The sequence below is a fragment of the Novosphingobium mathurense genome (assembly GCF_900168325.1).
In the GTDB taxonomy this organism is placed as follows: Bacteria; Pseudomonadota; Alphaproteobacteria; order Sphingomonadales; family Sphingomonadaceae; genus Novosphingobium; species Novosphingobium mathurense.
Genome location: NZ_FVZE01000009.1, coordinates 61,340 through 83,421 on the forward strand (window position 1 = coordinate 61,340; position 22,082 = coordinate 83,421).

Genomic DNA, 22,082 nt, shown 5'->3' on the forward strand with positions numbered 1-22,082 from the left:
CCCGGCCGCTACAGCTGTCCTTCTCCATGACACTGTTATGGCCTACTCAGACCAATTCATAAATATAAACCTATTAATAACAATATTATAATGTGTCATATTTATCGATTAACATCGGTCACTCGCGCTTCCCTGGACGGGCAAGGCCGCAATGCCCCGCCTCCGGCAACCAAACCTCAATCCGCCGAATAAGGTTTGTTCAACTTGAAAAAAGATTGGCCGCATAGTGGACATTGTGGCGACATGCACATATAACGCACGGGAAGGGCAGATCGGAGAGGAAACGGGTGCTCGAGACGCTGATCTCAGTCGACGCGATTGCGCGCAAATTCAAGGTTCAGTCGCCCCGACGCAACCCCTGACCTATCGTCAGCTGCACCCGTCAACTTCCCAGCGTGAGGTTCCATGTCGTTTCGCATCATTGACATCCATCCACACATTATCTCCTCCGACCTCGATCGCTACCCTATCAGTCCGCTGGGTGGAAAGCGCTCCACCTGGTCAGCCGATCATCCGGCAGATCTTGATACGCTGATCTCCAACATGGACGCGGCCAATGTCGTGAAAGCCGCAATCGTTCAGTCGAGCACGACGTACGGTTATAACAACGACTATGTAGCTGACGCGATCGCACAATACCCCGAACGCTTCACCGGCGTATTTACTATCGACATCTGGGCACCGGACGCTGCTGAAAAGATCGAGCAGATGCATGCCATGGGCTTTGCCGGGATGCGTGTGTTCACCCGCGGTACGACGATGGACCAGCAATGGTTGGCGATAGATGATCCCAAGACCTATCCTGCCTGGGCGAAGTGTCAGGAGCTGGGGTTGCCGGTCGCAACAAACGAAGTGCTGGACGATGTCGGCCGTCCGCAATTGAGTAATATCCTGCGCCGTTTTCCGTCGCTTCGCATCCTACTCGATCATCTGTCGCTACCGCCGATCGAGGACGGTTACCCCTATGAAAAAGCACACGCACTTTGGGAAATGTCGGAATTTCCGAACCTCTATCTCAAGGCGTGTTCGAAAAACTTCCGCCTCGCCAAAGTGGGACGCTCGACACCGGCAGACTTCATGAGCAAAATATTCGAGGTCTACGGGCCCAAACGCGTGGCTTGGGGTTCAAACTTCCCAGCTGAGGAAGAAAGCCTGCCCGACCTGGTGGAAATGTGCACCAGTTCGGTGGCTGAACTCTCCGAGGCGGACCGCTCCTGGTTGTTCGAAAAGACCGCTCTAAGCCTCTATCCATGCTTAGGGGCCGAACTCCCACGCTGATCCGCCCTCCATATGGTGCAAGAGAATGGAAAAGCTCAAACTCACGATCGCTCTCAGCGACACCCCCGGTGTCCGCGCACTGCGTGACGGCCGCGTGGAAGTTGCGGGCGCTGAACTCTTATTTATGGACGTGCATCCGCACGTCGCCGCCTACCGTCAGATGGTACGCGAACAATCGTTCGACATCTGCGAACTTGCCGCAACCACGTACCTCGTGGCGAAATCTTTTGGGTATCCACTCAGCGCCGTACCAGTATTCCTACAAAGGGGCTTTCACCACGGCGCCGTCGTCGTAAGGGAAGATGCCGGAATTTGCGACCCCAGAGACTTGCATGGACGAAAAGTCGGCGTGCGCGCCTACAGCGTGACGACCGGTGTCTGGGGTCGCGGAATCCTTATGGAAGAGTATGGACTCGACGCGTCCAAAGTAACCTGGGTGGTGGATGATGAAGAACACGTCTCCGAACTACGGCTCCCCGCGAATGTGGAGCACGTTGAAGCGGGCAACTCCATTGCCGCAATGATGGCCGCCGGGTCGCTCGATGCTGGATTCGGCGGAGACGCGGGGATCGGTCGCTCCGGCGCACCGAAAGCAGGGTGGAATGTCCCCTCCTCTTCTAATGCGTCACATTATGCGCCATTACTCGACAAGGCAGACACGCTTGCGGCTGACTGGTGGCAGCGCACAGGCATCTATCCGATCCACGGCGTACTCGTGATCAAATCCAGCCTGACACAGGCGTACCCATGGCTAGCCGATGCCCTTGTAGAAGCCTTCGAAGAAGCTAAGCGGATCTGGTTGGCCGAGAGGACGTCCGGTGCAGGCATGAGCGCTGTAGACTTACATTTCGACAGGCTAGCCAGCATTGTCGGCAGCGACCTACTCCCTAACGGGATCCCCGCGAACCGGGCAACTCTGGAGGCTCTGCAGCGCATGGCCCTCGCCCAGAAATTGATCGCCCTCCAGTTGCCTCTAGACGAACTTTTTCTCCCTGTTTCCAATGCTCCTTTCGCTCACGGAGCCTGATTGTGCCAACTACCCCTATCACCTTACGGCTGAACCTCGCCGATTCCCCAATTACACGCCCGCTTACTGACGGACGCGTCACCTCAGATATCGTCCGACTAGAGATGTGCGGTCCCAAATCTGCTCACGAGGGCTTCAAAGCCATGGTAGAAGGTGATACCTTCGACGGCGGTGAACTCGCACTGGCAACGTTTCTGCAGGCCAAAGAACAGGATGTGCCGTTGAGCCTACTGCCTGCGGTCATGGGTGGTGCAAACCATCATCGTAGTATTACATACAACGCGGAATTCGGGGAGATCATCCCGCGCGACATAGAAGGGCGCCGTGTCGCCGTACGATCCTATTCCCAGACCACCGGTGTTTGGGTGCGCGGCTTTCTTTGTGAGGATTTTGGGGTCGATCTCGACCGAGTTACCTGGGTATGCGCATCCGGACCCCACGTGGCCGGATGCGCAGAGCCGGCCAATGTCGAGCGGGTTCCTACGGATACTAATCTCGGACAAATGCTCCTGTCGGGCGAGGTCAGCGCACTTATCGTCGGCGTGGAGGCATTACCAAAGGGCGGTGAGTTGCGCCCGCTCATCCCCTTACCAAATGAAGCAGCTTGCAAATGGAGCGAACGGCACCATGGGGTGCCTATCAACCACATGTTTGTACTTCGCTCCGACCTTGTCAAAAATCGTCCTGATGTCGTCGAGGAAGTCTATCGCATGCTGTCGCAAGCCAAAGCAATGGCACAACCTGACGGAAAGTCGGAATTCATACGATTTGGCATCGGGGCAAACGCATCTGTGATAGACCTCTTCTGCAAGTTGTGCCGAGATCAACACATCGTCAGAACAAATTTCGATGCCGACGCCCTTTTTCAGGATGCGCGCAAGATATTGCGTGACGCTTCTTGAATACAAATTCCCCATAGCGAGGAACTTCAATTGATTATTGACTGCCATGGGCATTTTACAACCGCACCCGCCGCTCTTGGCCAGTGGCGAGAACAGCAGATCACTGCATTCAACGATGGAATGCAGGCTCCGAGGCCAAGCGCCTTACAGATTTCAGACGACGAAATCCGCCTTGCCATTGAGCCTTGGCAACTGAAATTCTTGCACGAGCGCGGAAGCGACATGATCCTTTTTTCGCCGATTGCGAGCCATATGGGGCATAGTGTAGGCGACGAAGCGGTGTCTCGCGTATGGTCGCAAGTGGCGAACGATTTGGTCCACCGCGCCTGCCGCCTCTATCCGCAGCACCTCGCCCCTGTATGCCAACTTCCCCAATCGCCAGGCGCTTCGCCTGCCGGATGCATCGAGGAATTGCGGCGATGTGTCGAGGATCTCGGGTTTGTCGGTTGCAATCTAAATCCGGATCCATCCGGCGGGTTCTGGCGCGATCCGCCTATCACCGACCCCTGGTGGTATCCGCTATACGAGGAGATGGTACGACTTGACGTGCCGGCCATGATTCACGTCAGTGGTTCATGCTTACATTGTGTACATACGACTGGGGCACATTACCTACACGGTGATACGACGGCCTTCATGCAAATGCTTACCTCGGACCTGTTCGATAGATTTCCAACTCTGCGGTTCGTCATTCCGCATGGGGGCGGCGCTATACCCTATCATTGGGGGCGCTATCGCGGGATCGCGCAAGACATGGGTCGTGATATCGATGAGCTTTTGAGCAACGTCTTTTTCGACACTTGCGTTTATCACAGCAACGGATTGGAGATGCTGCTCAAGACTATTCCATCAAAGAACATCCTCTTCGCCTCGGAGATGTTGGGAGCAGTGCGCGGCGTAAACCCCGACACGGGGCATTATTATGACGACACCAAGTACTATTTCGACGAACTCGACATGCTCGATCCCAAAGATGCGCAGCTGATATTCGAAGACAACGTCAGAGCCATCTACCCGCGATTGAATGCCCATCTCGACGCGCTGACATAAGCTCAGCGACGGTGAAAACCTTCCAAACGGACGTTACCAAGGGGACATGCGAAGACTTTGCAAGATCCCGGATGCGTCAGATCTTGGTCAAGGCAGTCCTACTTGTTGACATTCTCAATCTCGGGATCATAGCCCAGCCGTGAAGAGATGAGATCGGCATGGTTCACGACAAGCGAAGAGAACAGGTCAATTTTCTTCGTGGTGAATTCATCACTGATTCCACTGATGCTGATTGCAGCAAACACACGACCAGAAGAATTGTGAATTGGTGCTCCGATGCATTTCACTCCATCGGTCAATTCCCCGTCGTCGAACGCGTACCCACGTTCGCGTATTGCCTGGAGCTCTTGCCTTAAATGGTCCGGATCGACGATCGTTTGCTCTGTAAAGCGTCGAAGCCCAAGCGAGATGAAGCGCTCAATTTCGGCTGGCGATTGAAATGCCAGAGCTGCCTTGCCAGTAGAAGTCGCATGGGCAGGCGACGCTTCAAGCACATAACGGGTGTTGAACGAGGAGCCGTCGGCATCTGTCCTATTGATGACTGTCGAATGGACACCATCGAACACGGCCAAATGCACAGTTTCGCCGCTAACACGAGTCAAAGCTTCCACCGTACTCCTGGCTTCGTGTTGCAGTTCCATGTTGGCCAAGACCGTGTTGCCTAGCCCAAACAGTTTCATGCCCAGCCGGAATTGATCGCGCTGGCGCTCCTGCTCAAGGTAACCGAGTTCCTTGAGAGTTCTAATGATCCGGTTTGCCGTACCACGAGGAATGCCGATCCGCTTGGCGATCTCTGCCACCGAAAGCTGCTGTTCCACGGTCGAAAAACAATCGAGCACAGCAGCTGCTTTGACCAAACTCTTTAGGTTGTCCTGGCTCATTTATACCCACTTTGACGGTGCAAACCGCAATTTCCCTTGTCAGTAACTTTGCATTCTGAGGTGACCGAGAAAGTTTCTCGCTCACCTCATGTTTCACATATCGCTAAGCGCAAAAACGAGCAACTCCGGTCGTAATAACGATCCGTCCGTACAGCCCCACTTGAAAATTCACGATATCCTATACTTGCGCCAGCCCAGCGAGCATTATCTGTGCGGCAACCATCCCCGGATCGTCCAGGCCGATCGAACGTTCGGCGAATATGCGGGCCCGGCCGATGCGGCTAGGCCTGTCGCGGAATTCGTCCAGTACGCTCGAAACTGCTTGCATTGCCTGCTCGAGAATGGCGTCCGGGTCACTGAGACCTTCTGCCACCTCCACTATACCCGCCAACGCATCGAGCACGGTCTTGTCGCCTAGATTGGCTTTGCCGCGCTGTGACATCGTATCCATGGCCTGCTGCACTAAACCAGCCATGTCAGACCAGTGCGCTTCCTGGCTGCCCTTGTAGCGTTTGCTCGCTACTGTAAGGCTCATTACGAGCAAGTTGCCGAAGCTCGAACTGGACACTTCCGACACACGCGTTGCGCAAGCCATGAAAGCCGCGCCAAGATCCAGGGGCAGAGTGTCCTTTATGCCCTCAAGCGCCCGGAATGCCTTGAGCAGCGTGATGCCGAGATCACCGTCACCGAGTTTGCCGTCCAGTACGGTAAGCTCGTCATGACGGCGTTCAAGTACGGTGAGAACCGCGCTAATTCCGTAGCGCAGGGATTGCGTCGTCAGACCAGTCATGGTCATACTTTCCAGAACGCACAGGCGGCTGGCGCGGTCAAAAAGGATTCCAACTCGTCGTCGAGCGCCAACAGTGTGGTCGAGACGCCGGCCATCTCCATTGATGTCGCATAGCGGCCGACCAATGGGAACGCGATCTCGATCCCAGTATCGACAAGGCGATCGGCGATGCGGTTGTATAGGATAAAGAGCTCTTCGGCAGGAGTGGCGCCGAGGCTGTTGACGAGAAGCGCTACCCGGCTGCCGCGTCGTAGGTCAATGTCCTTAAGCAGAGGCTCGATCATAGCATCCGCGATGTCGTTAGCCGGCGCCAATTTGGTTCGCGCGACGCCTGGTTCACCATGGATGCCCATGCCAACTTCCATTTCGTCATCTGCAATCTCGAAGGTGGGCTTGCCCACCTGCGGCAGCATGCAAGGTGACAGCGCGACCCCCATGCTGCGGCAGCCGTCGGCCGCCTTTTGAGCTATACGCGACACTTCTGCAAGGTTGAGGCCCGCTTCGGCCGCGGCGCCCGCGATCTTGAAGGTGAAGACCATTCCGGCCACTCCACGACGCTTATGCCGCTCGGACAGCGGTGCGCTGGCAACGTCGTCAGCAAGCACCACCGTCGCGCATTGCACCTCATCCTCAAGCATGTCGCTAGCCATGTCGAAATTCATCACATCGCCGCCATAGTTACCGTAGAGTAGCAGGACTCCTGCGTCACCACTGGCGGTACGGATCGCCGTCGAAATCTGGCTGACCGATGGCGAGGCGAAGACGTCGCCATTGGCAACAGCATCGAGGAAACCCGGACCGACGTAACCGGTGAAAATTGGAAGATGGCCAGAACCACCGCCCGAAACGATCCCGACCTTGCCCGGCTTCGCCTCACCAGGACGACTAATAACTCGCGTCGTGCCCTCTACCAGTTGGTAATATTGAGGGTAAGCTCGGACTAGCCCCTTGAGAGCTTCCTCGGCGTAATCGAAGGGATCATTCGAGATCTTCTTCACATCCATCTCCTTGGATTGACCGTCTGCTTGCTCGCCCGGCCATTGATATTATCATGGGTGCAAGTGGGCGGGCATAACCGTCTAGGGAAACGGCTATGCCCACTTTGGATTTTGACGTCAGAACTCGAAAGCGTCAGCACGCTTGAGCGCGACACGAATGCGCTCAAGCTGTTCTTCGGGTACGCGATTGAAGGGAGCGCGGCACGGTCCGACGTTGCGGCCTTCCTGCATGTTAATGCAAGCCTTGACGCCTGCGGGCCAATTGAAACGGCTGATCTGACTGCACACGTCGGTGACCACGAAGTGCAGCTTTTGCGCCTTGGCAAGGTTGCCTGACTGGATCGCATCCCACATGGCGAGACAGTGGCGCGGCAGGAGTGCTGCAGCGCCTGACACGGAACCGGTCGCACCAATGGCCAAGCCAGGGAACAGCAGCCAGTCATGCGCCCAAGTGACTGATATCTTGTCACCAATGGTGGCGAGCAACTCGGTCAAGGTTTCGAGTGAACCACCGATCGATTCCTTGGTGGCGATCAGACCGGTCTCGCGTTGGTTGGCGACCATGCGCTGCATCAATGGAACCGTGGCAGGCGCATTGGTCAAGACGTTATAGACCATTGTAGGCAGGCTCGATTCTTTATGAATCATCGAATAGAAATCGTAGATCCCGTCATCTGAGCATATTTGGTAGATAGGTGGTGTGACCATCAGCGCCTGCGCGCCAGCATCGCGCGCGGCCTTAGCTTTGCGCACAGCATCGCGGGTAGTGGTGGTGATGATGCCCGCCATAACCGGAACGCGACCGTTGGCAACGTCCTGGGCGGTCTTCACGAGTTGGCCCAACTCCTGCGCATCAAGCGCATGACCTTCGCCTGTCGAGCCGCCTACGCAAACGCCCGTGACGCCCAGCGAAACGTTGAAGTCCACCTCGCGGCGCAGCGATTCAAGATCCAGTTCCTCGTTGGCGTCAAAGGGGGAGACAACTGGTGGGAAAATACCGACGATATCTTCCTTGGTAAGCAACCTGGGCATTTCAAACTCCATCTCTAGGTGGCTCGGGCAGCCAATGCCGAAGGCGCAAACGCTTTCGGACCCGATACGCGCTCCTTCCCGGCGAGGGAGGGCAAGGTGCGCGCAATTGGGTCATGCTCGAACAGCCATGACCGGAATACGAACATCATAATTCCAGCACGGTGCACGTCAAGCCGGATTTTTCACCACCAGATTTATCTCAGTTCTAAGTATAAGTTATCTATTCAATTCTAAAATATTTCCACTTGTAGAATTTACTGCGCAAATAGAATCAAATTCTATCGCAAAATTATTTCAAGCAAACCGTCATTATGTTTGATTTTATTTATGATAATTATCTATTAAAAAATATTAAGTCTTAATTCAGTTCTGTAATTCTATAACATATCTCAATATATAGTTTGTAATATAAATAATATAAATAGTAGTTTTATTTGTAATATGCAAAAACATTCCGCTGGTTTTGGATTTGCCGGAGGACTTGATCAGACTGAGGCTCTGCAGTAACAATGACCGCATAACGATCAATGTGGATTAAATAACGTATGGTTTGCGTGCTCGGGATTGCTTAATCTTCCGACCAACGGTCGAGGCTCACAATCGCGCGCAGCCCCTAGGAGAGCTGATGTGAAGTTTTTTGCGGACACCGCCGATATCAACGACATTCGCGAGCTTGCCGCCACGGGTTTACTTGACGGAGTGACGACGAATCCGAGCATCATCGCCAAATCGGGGCGCGATTTTCTCGAAGTTGCGCGCGAGATTTGCGCAATCGTGTCCGGTCCCGTTTCTGCTGAAGTCATTGCCCTTGATCACACAGGGATGCTACGCGAAGCTGAAGTTCTGCGTAAAATCGCCGACAACGTCTGCATCAAGGTCCCCCTGACCATTGACGGCCTTAAAACCTGCAAGGTGCTGACCGATGATGGCACGCAAGTGAATGTCACGCTGTGCTTTTCAGCCAATCAGGCCTTACTAGCGGCTAAGGCTGGCGCCAGCTTCATCTCGCCCTTCGTGGGACGTCACGACGACAATGGTTTTGATGGCTTAGCCCTCATTCGCGACATCCGCCTAATTTATGACAACTACGGCTTTCAGACCGAAATCCTCGTCGCCTCCGTTCGCCACGGCATCCATGTTCTCGAAGCCGCGCGCATTGGCGCCGATGTAATGACTGCGCCACCCGCAGTCATTAAGGGCCTTGTCGATCACGTGCTTACTGACAAAGGGATCGAGGGTTTCCTGGCGGACTGGGCGAAAACAGGACAGGCAATCTGATCATCGTGTGCGCGGGCTGTGCATGACGGCGGTGTGGCCATGCATACAGGTCTGCAAGGCATTGGCGGTGACGCTAAGTTATGCCGCCATAGACGCCACAGCACGTGAAAAATCACTCAAAGGAATTCGGAACGGTGCAAGAGGCTCATGATTAGAAAAATCCGCATGGCAATGATCGGTGGCGGTAACCTTGATTCGATAGGCCCCATGCATGCCCTTGGCGCGCAATTGAGTGGTTCGATCGAGCTTGTCGCCGGGGTATTCAGCCGCAACAATGACAAGAACCTACAAGCTGCCGCGCGTTATGGAGTGGATCCAGACCGTTGCTATTCCACACCCGAAGCGTTTTTTGCGGCCGAACACCCACGCGATGATCGGATCGATTTTGTCACTATCGCCACCACCAATCAAAGCCATTTCACGATTGCAGTCGAAGCGCTAGCCACCGGCATGCATATCTTTTCTGACAAGCCGCCGACCGCCACGCTGGCCCAGGCGTTAGCGCTGCAACAACGGTTGGAGGGTAGCAATTGCTTATATGCGCTGGCGTTCGTCAATACTGGACAAGCTATGTTACGCGAAGCCCGCGCGCGCGTCTCGGCTGGACAGATTGGCAAAGTGCGCCGAGTAGTCGTCACCTATGCCCAGGACTGGCTGGCTTTCCCAGTCGAACGCAGCGGTCATGCCGGCGCAGCCTGGCGCACTGATCCCAACCAGTCCGGTGTCGGCGGATGCAGTGCGGACATTGGCATTCACGCCTTTAATCTAGCCGAGTTCGTCAGCGGTCAAACAGTGACGGAAATTTGCGCTGCAACTAGTTCGCTCGTGGATGGACGGCAGCTCGATGACGATTGCAACGCGTTGCTGCGCTTTGACAATGGTGCCTCGGGGGTGCTCGCCACATCACAAGTTGCCTTTGGCGATCGCAACACCATCGCTATAGCCGTTTATGGGGACGCAGGCGCTATTTCATGGTCTAACGAGCGAGCCGACGAGCTGCGTTTGGTCTGCCGCCATGAGATGCAAATAATCCAGCGGCACTGCGGCGAGAAGTTGACCGAGATGACCCTTTCCCGCAGATTTGGCAACGAGATGATCGCTGGCTTCACTGCGCTTTACATGGATTTCGCCCGAGCGATCAGAGGTGAAACCAGACTGATCGACCGGGAATTGCCAGGAATTTTGGCAGGGGTTCGCGCAATGCGTTTCATCGAAGGCGCCGTGAACAATAGTGCTCGCCACCAGGGGTGGCAACGCATCGTGTAACTCTCGGGATCCCCTTTCCTCTCTCCATAACCCTTAATGCAGGTGATTAAAATGATCAGTGGTGAAATCTTCATCGGCAGAGCACGACAGAAATCTGCCGAACAGTTCCAGGCCATTAATCCGTTGACCGGCAAAGAGCTTCCCGAAATATTCTTCGCCGCCGATGCCACGCATGTGGAGCAGGCCTGTTTGCTGGCTGAGGCGTCGGCTGAGGCCTTTAGTGCGACAACGCCGGACGTCCGTGCCGACTTTCTTGATGCGATCGCCGACGAGTTGGTGAACGTAAGTGAAGAGCTGATTGCCCGCGCAACCATCGAAACCGGTTTACCTTGCGCAAGACTAGAAGGTGAGTGCAAGCGTACCGTGCTTCAACTGCGCCATTTCGGCGCGCTTCTGCGCGATGGCGCTTGGCTGGATGCCACAATCAACACCGCCTTGCCAAATCGCGCGCCCCTTCCACGCCCGGATTTGCGCAGGGTGAATGTCGCGCTGGGTCCGGTGGCGGTGTTCGGCGCCTCGAATTTCCCACTGGCCTTTTCTGTTGCCGGCGGCGACACCGCCTCGGCGCTGGCCGCAGGTTGCCCTGTGGTATTCAAGGGTCATCCCGCCCATCCGGGCACCGGAGAGTTGGTCGCCCGCGCGATCCTGCGAGCCATGGAGCGTTGCGAAATGCCCAATGGCACTTTTTCCTATCTGCCCGGCCCTTCGCTGGCGTTGGGGCAGGCGCTCGTCACCAATCCACATGTGCAAGCGGCGGGATTTACTGGCAGCCGTGCAGGCGGGATGGCACTGATGAAGCTGGCCAATGAGCGCTCCGTACCCATTCCAATTTATGCCGAAATGTCCGCCATTAACCCAGTGATCCTCTTTCCAGGCGCACTAAAGTCGCGCGCTGAAGAATTGGGACGTGCTTTCGTCGCATCGCTTACGATGGGCGCCGGACAATTCTGCACCAACCCAGGTTTGATCCTGGCGGAGGCAGGCCCCGATCTTGACCGCTTCGTAGCCGCTGCGGCCGAAGCGCTAGATGAGCATCCTTGCGCAACAATGTTGAGCCCTGCAATTTACTCCAACTACGAGACCGGCGTTGCAGCACTTAGCGCCAATTCTGCCGTCCGCTTGCTGACGCGCGGCCCCGATGGGGCAGGCTGCAACCAAGGGCGGAGTGCGCTCTTTTCTGCGAAAGCTGACGATTTTGTGCGAGACCCCGCTCTGGCGCATGAAGTATTTGGCGCCAGTGCCCTAATCATAGAAGCCGGTCATTTTAGCGAGATCCCATCGCTAGTCGAACACCTCGAAGGCCAACTAACAGCCACACTTATGTTGGACACGTCTGATCACATTCTGGCCGGCACACTGCTGCCCCTTCTCACGCGAAAAGCTGGTCGGGTTCTAGCCAATGGCTGGCCCACCGGCGTCGAAGTTTGTGAGGCGATGGTGCATGGCGGCCCTTTCCCAGCCACCTCTGATGGACGAACCACCTCGGTGGGTAGCCTCGCCATTGCCCGTTTCTTGAGACCTGTTTGCTATCAGGACATGCCCGAAGGGCTACTGCCCGACGCACTCAAGCAGGCCAATCCGCTAGGCATCAAACAACAGATCAACGGGAAATTTAGCGACTGACCAGGTCTCCCATCTTCACGAGATAGTTGTGCACATCAACGGCAATAAAATGTTCAAGGGACAGGCCATCGACAGGGAAGAAGGGGCGATGATGTGCCCACTGGCTGGATACTGGAGAGATGACGGTTCTTGCCGGAGGCATTTGCCCCTGCCCGAAATTCTGAAGGACAAAAGTAGGACTGGGCTGAACGCCTCAAGACCAATCTCAAAAGGACATCACAGAGGTGGCCTGGGAGAATTGAACAGCGGGATAAGTGGATTTTCTGCCTTGGGGCGGCCATGAAGGCGGCCTGACAGGAGTAGAGATGAGCAGACGACCACGCCGGAATCACAGCCCGGCATTCAAGGCGAAGGTGGCACTGGCCGCGGTGAAAGGAGAGAAGACGCTGGCCGAACTGGCGCAGCAATTCGACGTGCATCCCAATCAGATCACGACCTGGCGCACGCAGTTGCTGGAAGGCGCAGCGGGAGTATTCGGTTCAGAGAGCGCTTCAGAATCGGCCGAACCAGCGATCGATGTGAAGACGTTGCATGCCAAGATCGGCGAATTGACGCTGGCGAATGATTTTTTAGCCGGCGCGCTCGGAAAGGCCGGTCTGTTGCCGAGCGCAAAGCGATGATCGATCGTTCGCATACCCTGCCCGTAGTGCGACAGGCGCGGGAATTGGGGATCAGCCGGGGCAGCGTCTATTACCTGCCCAAGCCGGTTTGCACGGCCGATCTGGTCATCATGCGGCGCATGGACGAATTGCACCTGGAGTTTCCGTTCGCGGGCAGCCGAATGCTGCGCGATCTGCTCCGGCAGGAAGGCATCGAGATCGGCCGGGGGCACGTCGCCACGCTGATGAAGAAGATGGCGATCGAGGCGATCTATCGCCATCCAAACACCTCGAAGCCGGCGCCAGGACACAAGATCTACCCGTATTTGCCGCGCAAACTGCCGATCGTCCGGCCCAACCAGGTCTGGGCAACCGACATCAGTTATGTGCCAATGGCCAAGGGGTTCGTCTATCTCGTGGCCATCGTTGATTGGTTCAGCCGCAAGGTCCTGGCCTGGCGGGTGTCAATTACGATGGAGGCGGATTTCTGCGTCGAGGCGCAGGAGGAAGCGCTGGCCCGCTACGGCAAGCCGGAGATTTTCAATACGGACCAGGGTAGCCAATTCACCAGCCACGCCTTCACCAGCGTGTTGCACCGCGAGGAGATCGCCATCAGCATGGACGGCCGGGGCGCATGGCGCGACAATGTCGTCGTCGAGCGGCTTTGGCGTTCGGTGAAGTACGAGGAGGTTTATCTCCACGCCTACACCGCAGTCAGCGAGGCCCGGGCCTCGATCGGCCGCTATTTGAACTTTTACAACGTCAGGAGGCCGCATTCGAGCCTTGGCGCCCGAACTCCGGACCAGGCATATTTTGACAATCTGCCCATGGCGATGGCAGCATGAACTTGGCCGCCGATAAGGGGCGTCACTCCGGTCGGGCTGCGCCCTCCTTGCATGACGCCCCTTATCGGCAATTCCACGAAACAACCGGCACACGATCCACTTATCGAGCGCCGATCCATGTTCAGACCAACCTGGCCACCTCTTACTGCCCGATTAGTAATACTGGACACCTTCAACACTCTTCATAACCTCGCGGGCCGGAAACTAAGTGCATCTTCCGGCCCGCTGCGATGGCGCGGCGGCATTTCGCTCCCAGGGCAGCCAAAAGAATTTCCAGTTCGCACCGTCAATGAAGCCTCGTGGACTTTGCCTGACTACGCCGATCACCTAATATTGACGCTGACTGATTACTGGACAATTAAATCGGACTTGCAATATCCGGACGGCACTTCCCGCTGTGATCCACCCGCGCTAATTCATTGCACGTGACGGTTGTCTGATCGTTCTGCCGCCGAAACCGTATTCTCCAGAAGACATGCGATCGTCATCGGGCCCACGCCGCCAGGCACTGGCGTCACTGCCCGGGCGTGATCGAGCTCATCGGTTGCGCAATCGCCAACGAGGCGAGTCTTACCGTCCTCACCGCGAATCCGGGTTATGCCCACGTCGATCACTACTGCACCTGGCCTGATCCAGTAGCCGCGCACAAGCTTGGGAGCGCCTGCAGCCGCAACAATAATGTCCGCCTTGCGCGTGATCTCGGCCAACTCGCGTGTCTCGATATGCGTTACCGTGACTGTTGCCTCACGTTCCAACAGCAGCATCGCGATCGGCTTGCCGACGATGTTTGATTTGCCGATGACCACAACGTTGAGCCCGCGGTAGTCGTCGATGACGCTGTCGAGCAGCTTCATGATGCCCAATGGCGTGCATGGTACGAGCCCGCCCGTCCCGCTCGAAAGACGTCCGACATTCACCGGATGGAAGCCATCCACGTCTTTGGCCGGATTGATACGATCAAGAACTTGGGCAGCATCGATACCGTCAGGGAGCGGCAATTGCACGAGAATGCCGTGCACGCTCGGATCGGCATTTAGCGTTTCAATCAGCTCGAGTAGGACGTCGCCTGTGGTTTCAACAGGCAGGCGATGTTCTATCGAAAGGATTCCTGCCTTGCCACATTCGACCACCTTGCGCTTAACGTAGACTTCGCTTGCCGGATCTTCACCAACGAGGACGACAGCAAGGGCCGGACGAACCCCACCGAGCAACAGTGCGTCGACCCGCCGCGCGCACTGCGCAGTGATGGCAGCAGCCATGGCCCGACCGTCGATAACTTGCGCCATGTTTGTACTCAGGCCTTGAACACGACAGTACGCGCACCATTGAGGAACACGCGGTCTTCAAGATGGTGACGCACGGCATTGGCAATAACGCGCCGCTCGATATCACGACCCTTGCTTACCAGGTCCTCCGGTGTGTCGGCGTGACTGATCGCTTCAACGTCCTGGTGGATGATCGGACCCTCGTCAAGGTCGGCGGTGACATAGTGCGCGGTTGCACCAATCATCTTCACGCCGCGCGTATGTGCCTGGTGATAGGGCTTGGCTCCCTTGAATCCGGGAAGGAACGAGTGGTGAATGTTGATGCAGCGACCAGAGAGGAAGCGAGCGAGATCATCTGACAGGATCTGCATGTAGCGCGCCAGCACGACCAACTCAGCGCCAGTGTCATTGACCACCTGCTTGATTTGCGCTTCCTGCTGCGGCTTTGTATCCTTCGTGATCGCAAAATGATGGAACGGGATATCGCCGATCAGAGAGGTCGTCATCGACTCGCGCGGGTGGTTCGAGATGATGCCGACGACCTGCATGTTGAGCTCGCCGATGCGATAGCGATAGAGCAGGTCGCCCAGGCAATGATCGAATTTCGAGACCATGAGCACGACCTTCTTTGGCACCGCATTGTCCCGGATTTCCCATTCCATCGCGTGTTGCTCAGCTCTCTCGCCGAACTGGCGCTGCAGGTCTTCCAAAGTTTTGGACTCGTTGGTGAAGACCACTCGCATGAAGAAGCGCGCATTGGCTGCATCATCGAATTGCTGGGCGTCGGTTATATTGCAGCCGCGCTCTGCAAGAAAGCCGGCGACCATAGCCACCAGCCCTGGTTGATCAGGGCATTGCAGGCGAAGTGTGAAACTGGCCATCGAGATATCCTTTCGCAAGGTACCGCGACATGCGCGCGCCTCGGCCGCGCGCCACCGCCGGGGCACGTGAGGGGAATGACCCCTGCCCAGGGAGGAGTTGGGCAGGGGTCGCGGCCCTAGCTGGCCTTAAAAGCACTTGGCCTGCAAGGGACGTTGGAATACGGCGTCCGGCCCTCAGGCCGCGGTGCCGAGATAAGGGCGGTAGCCTTCACGGATTTTTGAGGGTACCGGGCTCGATGCGACCGTGGCACGTACCTGCGTCTGGCGGTGACGCTCGACCACCGGTCGGTTTGAACCACCGTTGGGTTCACCCCATGTCACTTCGACAGTACCACCTTCGACAACGCTGTCATCGACCAACGCGAGCGAGATCCAGCGACGCTGGTTGGAGCTGTAGACCACGTAAGTCGAGAAGCCTACCTTTGCGCCATTGACCATGACCTGGTCGAACGGGAACGTGGCATAGTAGGCAGCCGGCGCTTCCATGAACTTGCAGCGCTCGTCGCCTTCGTTGAACTGAGAGCGGAAGATATCGACGACATCGTCGTTGTCCCACATGAGCGTGACTTTACGCAGGTGGGGCTCGTCCTTCCTGGCGAGAAGCGCATCGCGGCCGATGAAGTCATGATTGAAGTCTATGAACTTGTACCCGGCGTCCCAGGGCGTGATGTAGTAGTCCTCGATACAGTCAGAGACCATGCTGCCGCCCAGCGACGCATTCGCCTCAAAGCCGCGAGCGGGCAGCCACTGGCGATAGTCGGCAAGCTTGGGGTCGGAATAGACCGCAGGCAGAACTGAAGCGAACCAGCCGCTCTCCGTGCTAGCAGTCGAGTAGGCGCGCGCGCCGCCCTGCAGCAAACCAAGGTCGCGCCCGGCTTCGAGGATCGCGGCGCGCACTTCCTCGGCCTCGTCGGCCGGGCCGATCAGCTCGAGGCCCGGCGCACCTGCCATGCCATGTTTTAGCGCACGCACGTTGCGGCCCTTGATCCTTATCTGGCCCATAGAGAAAAACTTGATGTCTTCAATCGGTCCGCCGTTGAGCCTTTCGAGGATCTCCCAGGCATTGGGGCCCTGGACCTCGAAGCGGAATGAGCGGCGGGTAGGATACGCCGTATTGGTGGTGCGCTCGTCGCGCTCGACGACGACGTCGTAGCCTCCAGCCACCGCGTTGTACTGCACCCAGTTGGGTACGTGCGGGCGCCCCACTACGTTGACTCGAAAATCGTCGAGACCGAACAACACCGCATCACCGATCACATGGCCTTCATGGCTGCAGCAGACCATTTGTTTGGCTTTGTTGCGACCAAAGCCCTTGTAGTTGTTGATCGACAGGTCGGCCAGCAGGCGCAAGGTATCGGGGCCTTCGACATAAAGGTCAGTCATGTGGTGCGACTGGTCGAGTAGCACTGCCGTGTTTGCCCAAGCCTCCACCTCGTCGCGCCAATTCGAGAATTCGGGCGCCACGGGAAATACGTACTGCCCGATCTGCGAATTGCGCAGCATGTTCAGTGCACCGCCCGAAGCGTCGATCTTATCCTGAAGGTTTGCCATTTTTGTCATGTCTCCGAAAATTGGGATAGATTGTTCTTGAAGGGAATGGCTCAGCGTGCGGCGTAGGCGGTTATCCAGTCCACTGTCTTGGCCACGCCACCAAAAGGATAGAAATGGAGCCGCACTGCACCGTGTTCGGGGCCAAGATCCCTACCAAGCGCGTCGAGAAACTTTTCCGGCCCTGCCGGACCGATCAATCGGCCCAGCGAAATACCGTACTTGGCGAGAACCGAGGCCGATGCACCCACGCCGCACATGGCCGCGAAGCGTGCCAGCGTTTTAATGCCGGCTGGACCGGGAACACCGATGCGCACCGGATGGTCAAGTCCGCGCACTCGCAATGCTTTTAGCCAGCGCAGGATTACCTCAGCATCAAAGGCGAACTGGGTGACGATGAGCGGCGCCATGCCTCGCGCCTCGATTGCTGCGCACTTGGTTTCCAGTGCCTGCCAGCACTCTTCCTCGCTCATCACGGGATGCCCCTCGGGATGGCCGCCGATGCCGATAACTTTGATTCCCGCCGATTCGAATGCGCCAGTCTCGATCATCGTCATGGAATCGGTGAAAGGGCCTTCAGGGGTCGATGGGTCGCCTGCGACCACAAAACAGCGCTCCACGCCTGCCACTTTCACGGCATCACCCAGGAAGCGTACGAACTCGTCGTGCGATCCGATCCGGCGGGCAGAAAAATGCGGCATGGGCTCGAACCCGAGATCTCGTACCGCCTTGGCGGCCGCGACACGGGCCTCATGGCTTTCGTTGGGCAAGTAAGGCACCGCGATCGGCGCGCCCGCCCAGATTGTGGACGCGGCATTGGTCAGCGCCTCGATGTCTTTAGCGGTCACCTCAAGCGAATAGCCTTCGATCAGGGTATCGTGCGGATGCAGCCAAGCAGGGTGGACGATCGGCCGATCCCGCTGTGCGTCGGCTCCCTTCGCTTCAGTTTCGTCAGTCATGGCCTCACCGTTCACTTCGCGTCGCCAGAAACGGAATAGGTGATCGCCGCCTTGCGCGAAGCGAGGTATTGCGCGAGCGTCTCACCGCGGAAATGCGCGTAGACCTCCGGATTGGACACGCCAACGACCGCGGCCATCTTCTCGAGAACGAAGAAACTGATCCCGCGCTTTACCATGTCGAGCCAACGGCGCTCGCGAATTAGCGACTTTTCTTCCTCGCTAAGGCCGAAATCCGTCGCCAGCCCTTCGAAATCCTCAATGAAGCGAATGCGATGCGCCGGTTCGATCAGGCAATGTAGGAAGTCGTTCACCCGATAATTTGCAAGACTGGCTTCCAGCGTGAAGGGATAGGTGCCGGGCAGCGCCTCAGCACCTGCAAGCTGATAAGCGACATGTTCCGTGTGCGCGGCGTTCTCCTCGGCCGAAGCCGGGGATCCAGTATCCTCGAAGACGAGTGTCGCGATGTTCGTGGCAGATGGCGCGTAGGTTGCCTTGTGCATTAGACGTACCTTGTCTGACAGCGCGCCGCGCATGATCAGCCACATGATGACTTCTGCGCCCTCGAACCCGCCGCGCTGGGCCAATTCGGCGATGGTCATGGCGGCGAGCGTCTCCGGCTCGCGTTCAAGCAGGACGAGGAATTCTTCGTCCCAGGCCTCATTGATGAAACCGGCCCGTTCGCCGTGCACTTGGTGCGACAGACCACCGGTCGCCATGACCGCAACGCGCAGGTCTTCAGGATAGCTCTTAATCGCACGACGCAACGCCTTGCCCAGCTTGTAACACCGTGCCCCGCTCGGTATCGGCATCTGCAACACGCCGACTTGGAGCGGAACGATCGCGCCCTCCCAACTGCCTTCGGGACCCGAAAGCATGCCAAGTGGAGAAAGGCAGCCATGATCGAGCGGTTTGCCCTGGAAGAAGGACATGTCGAACTCGTCGGCAACGAGCGAAGCGCCGATGTGTCGCGCGAATGCCGCGTGCCCGCGGGCGGGCGGCACACGGCGAGGCCCGCCGCCTTCGTCTGCTGGCGAGTATGTCTCGTCGATGCCGAGGCAAAAAGCCGAGTAATGGTCGAAGAAGAAAGAAGTGACGTGATCGTTGTAAATCATGAAGATTACGTCGATCGCCTGTTCGCGCACCCAGCTGCGAATGGCATCAAAACCAGCAAAGATCGGTGCCCAGGCCGGGTCATTCTGCTTGCCGGTATCCTTGGCAAATCCGATGGTGGGGGAATGGGAAGCGCCGAGGCCGCCAACGAGCGTAGCCATGATCTCTCTCCGGGTCAGTGTTCTCGATAGGAGCTTTTAGCGGTATCATTTTTCTGAACAATTGACCTTTCGTGGACGTATCGTACACAAAAAGAAACGATAGGAGCAATGCTGATGCGTTGGCGAATTGACGATCTTTTCGCGCTATGCGCAGTGGTGGAAACGGGCGGTGTGACTGCAGCCGCACTCAAACTCGATTGTCCCAAATCGACTGTCAGCAAGGCGTTGTCGCGGCTCGAGGCAGACTTAGGGCTGCGTCTGATTGAACGCACTTCAAGACGGCTTCGCGTTACACCAGAAGGCGAGGCCTTCTTTGCCCGCGCCAGCGCTATCCTCGAGCTGGCAGAAGAAGCCGATGCAATGATGCTCGGGATGCGCAGCGCACCTGCGGGCCGGGTTTCACTGGCACTGCCTACCGCCTTCAGCCGCGAGATCTTCGCACCTAGATTGGCCGAGTTTGCCGAGGCCTATCCTGAAATTGAACTCGATCTAATCGTTTCGCCGGGCGCAAGTGGTGTGCGCGAAGATTGCGACCTCGCGGTCGTGGTTGGGCCGCAACCCGATTCCGCCTTGATGCAGAAAGTCCTGCTCGGCGGCCGACTGCTATGGGTGGCAAGCCCCGAATACGCGTTAAGACACAGGCTAGACTCAACGCCTCCCGACGATTTCTCAGAAGTGCGGATTTACGAGACCCGCTTCGTCGGATCCTCGCTGGCGCTCGACGTTTCCGGCAAGCCGCGCCATCTGCATTTGTCCGCTCGCGGGATGAGCGTTAACGATCCGCTGACGGTGCGCGAAGCAGTGCGGGGCGGGCTCGGTGTCTCCTTCCTGCCTGAGCGCTATTGCGAGACTGCACTTGCTGCCGGCGATCTGGTCGAGGTCTGGCAGGAAGTGCGATTTTCCGAGGGCGCTGCACGTGTGGCGGTGGTATTTCCCGGAACCCGGCTGCTTTCGCCTCGTTTCCGTGCGGTTATCACGTTCTTGGAGGAGATCTGCCGAAGGCCGGGCGCCACACCCTGAATTCAGTCGACTTCGGGGCCTCACCAACTGAAGGTCAGAGGCGCTTGCCGGAACGCGAAACGGTCGAGGTGTCTCTCGATGACGCCTCGCATAGTCTCATCCTGGATAGCATCCGCCGTGACGAGCCGAATGGCAATCCCTGTATCCGTTGCGCCCATCTGCGCGTAGGGACCATCAGGGAACGGAAATGTTGCGCACCCGTTCTCCCAGCTAGCGGGCATACGATGACTCCAGTGACTGACCAGTTGCTGAAGCTAAGATTGAGCAACCTGTTGTCTGGAAATTTGCGTTTGGGATGATCATGCATCCTGGCATTCCCACTTGATGTAGGCCTTTGTGTCGGAGGCCCATTGTTCGTCGATCTCGACGAGGATGGCGCTGACGAGTCGCAGGAGCGCGTCTTCGCCGGGAAAGACCCTGACCTTTGCCGTGCGCCGCTTCAACTCCTGCTGGACGGCGCGTTCCATTGGATTTGATGTACGCAACCGTCGGCGGTAATGCTCAGGCAGGGTGAAGACGACGAGGCCCTCGGGGACGTTCTCCTCGAGCCATGCCGCCAGCTTGGGTGCAGTGTCGCGATAGCTGGCGACCAGTTCGGCCAGAGCGGTTTCGGCCTTCGGCAGGGTCTCGGCGTTCCAGACGATCCGCAGCTCGCTGCCGATACGCTTGCGGATCATCGCGTTCGGGGCGTGGTGGATGGCGTTCTGAGAGAGGTGGAATTGGCAGCGCTGCCACGTGGCGCCGCCGAGCACGGCACGGCGAGCGGCGCGCAGCCCTGCATGGTCATCGGAGACGATGAATTCGACTCCGCGCAGGCCGCGGACGACCAGGCTTTCGAGAAAGCGCCGCCAGTGAACCTCGGCCTCCGACAGCGCCACCGAGACGCCCAGCACCCGGCGCCGCTCATCCGGGCCGACGCCGATGACCGAGAGCACGGCGGCGTCGCGCACCACCCCGCCATGGCGCATTTTCTCATAACGCGCATCGAGGATGAGGTATCGGATCTCGCCAAGTGGCCGGTTGCGCCATGCCTCGAGTTCCTCGTCGAGCAGTTTGGTGGCCCGGCTGACCTGTGAAGACGACAGGCTTTCGATGCCGAACTCGCGCATCACTGCCTCGGCCTGGCGCGTGGAGACGCCCTTGATGTACATCTCGGCCACCGACAGCACGACGGCGCGCACCGATCGTCGAGTGCGCTCCAGCGATTGCGGGTAGAACGGCTCCCCGTCGTGCCCGGCGGTCTTGGGCACCTGCACGGACACGGTCCCTGCGGATGTGTCAATCCGCTTGGCCTTGTAGCCGTTGGCATAGCCCTCGCGCGCCTGCGTGCGCTCGTAGAGGCCCGCGCCGAGGAAGCGTTCCCGCTCGATCTGCATCGCCAACTCGAAGGCGCGGCCAAAAACCGTCGCGATGTCGCCCGGCCCATACGCGATCAGATGTTCCAAGACCGCCTCAACCGCTGTATCCTTCCGTCTGTCCATTTGCTCGTCTCCATGAGTGTGTTGCAACTCCACGGAATACCAGATTGGACCGCCTGTGCTGGGGCTCGCCCCAGCACAGGCGCATGAC

The 22,082-nt window shown here is 57.5% G+C and carries 20 protein-coding genes; 9 read left to right on the forward strand and 11 right to left on the reverse strand.

Annotated features, from left to right (window positions below):
- The first annotated feature begins 405 nt into the window (after positions 1–405).
- From B5483_RS19515 to B5483_RS19530, 4 genes are all read left to right on the forward strand, one after another.
- Complete coding sequence (locus B5483_RS19515) at positions 406–1,278, forward strand: amidohydrolase family protein (RefSeq protein WP_079731631.1); 873 nt, start codon at positions 406–408, stop codon at positions 1,276–1,278.
- 25 nt (positions 1,279–1,303) lie between these two features.
- Positions 1,304–2,305: a PhnD/SsuA/transferrin family substrate-binding protein gene (locus tag B5483_RS19520; RefSeq protein WP_079731632.1), complete on the forward strand. Its 1,002-nt coding sequence runs from the start codon at positions 1,304–1,306 to the stop codon at positions 2,303–2,305.
- Positions 2,306–2,448: 143 nt separating this feature from the next.
- Positions 2,449–3,207, forward strand: coding sequence for a substrate-binding domain-containing protein (locus B5483_RS19525; protein WP_139384076.1), 759 nt, complete (start codon positions 2,449–2,451; stop codon positions 3,205–3,207).
- 30 nt (positions 3,208–3,237) lie between these two features.
- Positions 3,238–4,257, forward strand: a complete 1,020-nt coding sequence (locus B5483_RS19530) for an amidohydrolase family protein (protein ID WP_079731634.1) — start codon at positions 3,238–3,240, stop codon at positions 4,255–4,257.
- A gap of 98 nt (positions 4,258–4,355) precedes the next feature.
- Here B5483_RS19530 and B5483_RS19535 read toward each other — a convergent pair whose 3' ends face one another.
- From B5483_RS19535 to B5483_RS19550, 4 genes are all read right to left on the reverse strand, one after another.
- Positions 4,356–5,138, reverse strand: a complete 783-nt coding sequence (locus B5483_RS19535) for an IclR family transcriptional regulator (RefSeq protein WP_079731635.1) — start codon at positions 5,136–5,138, stop codon at positions 4,356–4,358.
- A gap of 178 nt (positions 5,139–5,316) precedes the next feature.
- Complete coding sequence (locus B5483_RS19540; protein WP_176168132.1) at positions 5,317–5,928, reverse strand: dihydroxyacetone kinase subunit L; 612 nt, start codon at positions 5,926–5,928, stop codon at positions 5,317–5,319.
- Positions 5,929–5,930: 2 nt separating this feature from the next.
- The gene (locus B5483_RS19545; RefSeq protein WP_079731680.1) at positions 5,931–6,926 is read right to left on the reverse strand and encodes a dihydroxyacetone kinase subunit DhaK; all 996 of its coding nucleotides are present in this window, start codon (positions 6,924–6,926) and stop codon (positions 5,931–5,933) included.
- Between the two features lie 117 nt (positions 6,927–7,043).
- Positions 7,044–7,970, reverse strand: a complete 927-nt coding sequence (locus B5483_RS19550) for a dihydrodipicolinate synthase family protein (protein ID WP_079731637.1) — start codon at positions 7,968–7,970, stop codon at positions 7,044–7,046.
- Positions 7,971–8,585: 615 nt separating this feature from the next.
- On the opposite strand from B5483_RS19550, the gene fsa reads away from it, so the two are divergent.
- The 4 genes from fsa to B5483_RS19570 all read left to right on the forward strand — a co-directional run bounded on the left by fsa (position 8,586) and on the right by B5483_RS19570 (position 13,569).
- The gene (fsa, locus tag B5483_RS19555) at positions 8,586–9,236 is read left to right on the forward strand and encodes a fructose-6-phosphate aldolase (protein WP_079731638.1); all 651 of its coding nucleotides are present in this window, start codon (positions 8,586–8,588) and stop codon (positions 9,234–9,236) included.
- 147 nt (positions 9,237–9,383) lie between these two features.
- Positions 9,384–10,502 (forward strand): Gfo/Idh/MocA family protein, encoded by a 1,119-nt coding sequence (locus B5483_RS19560; RefSeq protein WP_079731639.1) that lies wholly within the window; start codon positions 9,384–9,386, stop codon positions 10,500–10,502.
- 51 nt (positions 10,503–10,553) lie between these two features.
- On the forward strand, positions 10,554–12,125 hold the full coding sequence (locus B5483_RS19565) for an aldehyde dehydrogenase (NADP(+)) (protein WP_079731681.1): 1,572 nt from the start codon (positions 10,554–10,556) through the stop codon (positions 12,123–12,125).
- Positions 12,126–12,430: 305 nt separating this feature from the next.
- Positions 12,431–13,569 (forward strand): IS3 family transposase gene (locus B5483_RS19570; protein ID WP_139384077.1). Its coding sequence is split into 2 segments (ribosomal slippage): positions 12,431–12,698 and positions 12,698–13,569, totalling 1,140 coding nucleotides; the frame shifts between segments, so codons are not numbered across the junction.
- 416 nt (positions 13,570–13,985) lie between these two features.
- Here the strand turns inward: B5483_RS19570 and B5483_RS19575 are convergent.
- The 5 genes from B5483_RS19575 to B5483_RS19595 all read right to left on the reverse strand — a co-directional run bounded on the left by B5483_RS19575 (position 13,986) and on the right by B5483_RS19595 (position 19,493).
- The gene (locus B5483_RS19575) at positions 13,986–14,855 is read right to left on the reverse strand and encodes a bifunctional 5,10-methylenetetrahydrofolate dehydrogenase/5,10-methenyltetrahydrofolate cyclohydrolase (RefSeq protein ID WP_079731640.1); all 870 of its coding nucleotides are present in this window, start codon (positions 14,853–14,855) and stop codon (positions 13,986–13,988) included.
- Positions 14,856–14,863: 8 nt separating this feature from the next.
- Complete coding sequence (gene purU / locus B5483_RS19580; protein ID WP_079731641.1) at positions 14,864–15,715, reverse strand: formyltetrahydrofolate deformylase; 852 nt, start codon at positions 15,713–15,715, stop codon at positions 14,864–14,866.
- A 174-nt stretch (positions 15,716–15,889) separates the two neighbouring features.
- Positions 15,890–17,275, reverse strand: a complete 1,386-nt coding sequence (locus tag B5483_RS19585; RefSeq protein WP_217698229.1) for an aminomethyl transferase family protein — start codon at positions 17,273–17,275, stop codon at positions 15,890–15,892.
- A gap of 41 nt (positions 17,276–17,316) precedes the next feature.
- The gene (locus B5483_RS19590) at positions 17,317–18,237 is read right to left on the reverse strand and encodes a methylenetetrahydrofolate reductase (RefSeq protein ID WP_245829407.1); all 921 of its coding nucleotides are present in this window, start codon (positions 18,235–18,237) and stop codon (positions 17,317–17,319) included.
- Entirely contained in the window at positions 18,234–19,493 is a 1,260-nt protein-coding gene (locus tag B5483_RS19595; RefSeq protein ID WP_079731644.1) for a gallate dioxygenase, read from the reverse strand. Before B5483_RS19595 ends, B5483_RS19590 begins: the two co-directional genes overlap by 4 nt.
- A 108-nt stretch (positions 19,494–19,601) precedes the next feature.
- On the opposite strand from B5483_RS19595, the gene B5483_RS19600 reads away from it, so the two are divergent.
- The gene (locus B5483_RS19600) at positions 19,602–20,513 is read left to right on the forward strand and encodes a LysR family transcriptional regulator (RefSeq protein ID WP_079731645.1); all 912 of its coding nucleotides are present in this window, start codon (positions 19,602–19,604) and stop codon (positions 20,511–20,513) included.
- A gap of 20 nt (positions 20,514–20,533) precedes the next feature.
- Here the strand turns inward: B5483_RS19600 and B5483_RS19605 are convergent, their stop codons facing one another.
- Positions 20,534–20,758, reverse strand: coding sequence for a DUF2218 domain-containing protein (locus tag B5483_RS19605; RefSeq protein WP_281251256.1), 225 nt, complete (start codon positions 20,756–20,758; stop codon positions 20,534–20,536).
- 54 nt (positions 20,759–20,812) lie between these two features.
- Positions 20,813–21,958 carry an IS256 family transposase gene (locus B5483_RS19610; RefSeq protein WP_139384078.1) on the reverse strand — a complete coding sequence of 382 codons (1,146 nt, stop codon included), beginning with the start codon at positions 21,956–21,958 and terminating at the stop codon, positions 20,813–20,815.
- Positions 21,959–22,082 lie beyond the last annotated feature (124 nt).

Bases quoted from the DNA above. Each gene is read 5' to 3' on its own strand.
- B5483_RS19585 (WP_217698229.1), bottom strand. From the start codon at position 17,275: ATGACAAAAATGGCAAACCTTCAGGATAAGATCGACGCTTCGGGCGGT.
- B5483_RS19575 (WP_079731640.1), bottom strand. From the start codon at position 14,855: ATGGCGCAAGTTATCGACGGTCGGGCCATGGCTGCTGCCATCACTGCG.
- B5483_RS19595 (WP_079731644.1), bottom strand. From the start codon at position 19,493: ATGGCTACGCTCGTTGGCGGCCTCGGCGCTTCCCATTCCCCCACCATC.
- B5483_RS19520 (WP_079731632.1), top strand. From the start codon at position 1,304: ATGGAAAAGCTCAAACTCACGATCGCTCTCAGCGACACCCCCGGTGTC.
- B5483_RS19525 (WP_139384076.1), top strand. From the start codon at position 2,449: ATGGTAGAAGGTGATACCTTCGACGGCGGTGAACTCGCACTGGCAACG.
- B5483_RS19535 (WP_079731635.1), bottom strand. From the start codon at position 5,138: ATGAGCCAGGACAACCTAAAGAGTTTGGTCAAAGCAGCTGCTGTGCTC.
- B5483_RS19600 (WP_079731645.1), top strand. From the start codon at position 19,602: ATGCTGATGCGTTGGCGAATTGACGATCTTTTCGCGCTATGCGCAGTG.
- B5483_RS19550 (WP_079731637.1), bottom strand. From the start codon at position 7,970: ATGGAGTTTGAAATGCCCAGGTTGCTTACCAAGGAAGATATCGTCGGT.
- B5483_RS19515 (WP_079731631.1), top strand. From the start codon at position 406: ATGTCGTTTCGCATCATTGACATCCATCCACACATTATCTCCTCCGAC.
- B5483_RS19560 (WP_079731639.1), top strand. From the start codon at position 9,384: ATGATTAGAAAAATCCGCATGGCAATGATCGGTGGCGGTAACCTTGAT.
- B5483_RS19540 (WP_176168132.1), bottom strand. From the start codon at position 5,928: ATGACTGGTCTGACGACGCAATCCCTGCGCTACGGAATTAGCGCGGTT.
- B5483_RS19565 (WP_079731681.1), top strand. From the start codon at position 10,554: ATGATCAGTGGTGAAATCTTCATCGGCAGAGCACGACAGAAATCTGCC.
- purU (WP_079731641.1), bottom strand. From the start codon at position 15,715: ATGGCCAGTTTCACACTTCGCCTGCAATGCCCTGATCAACCAGGGCTG.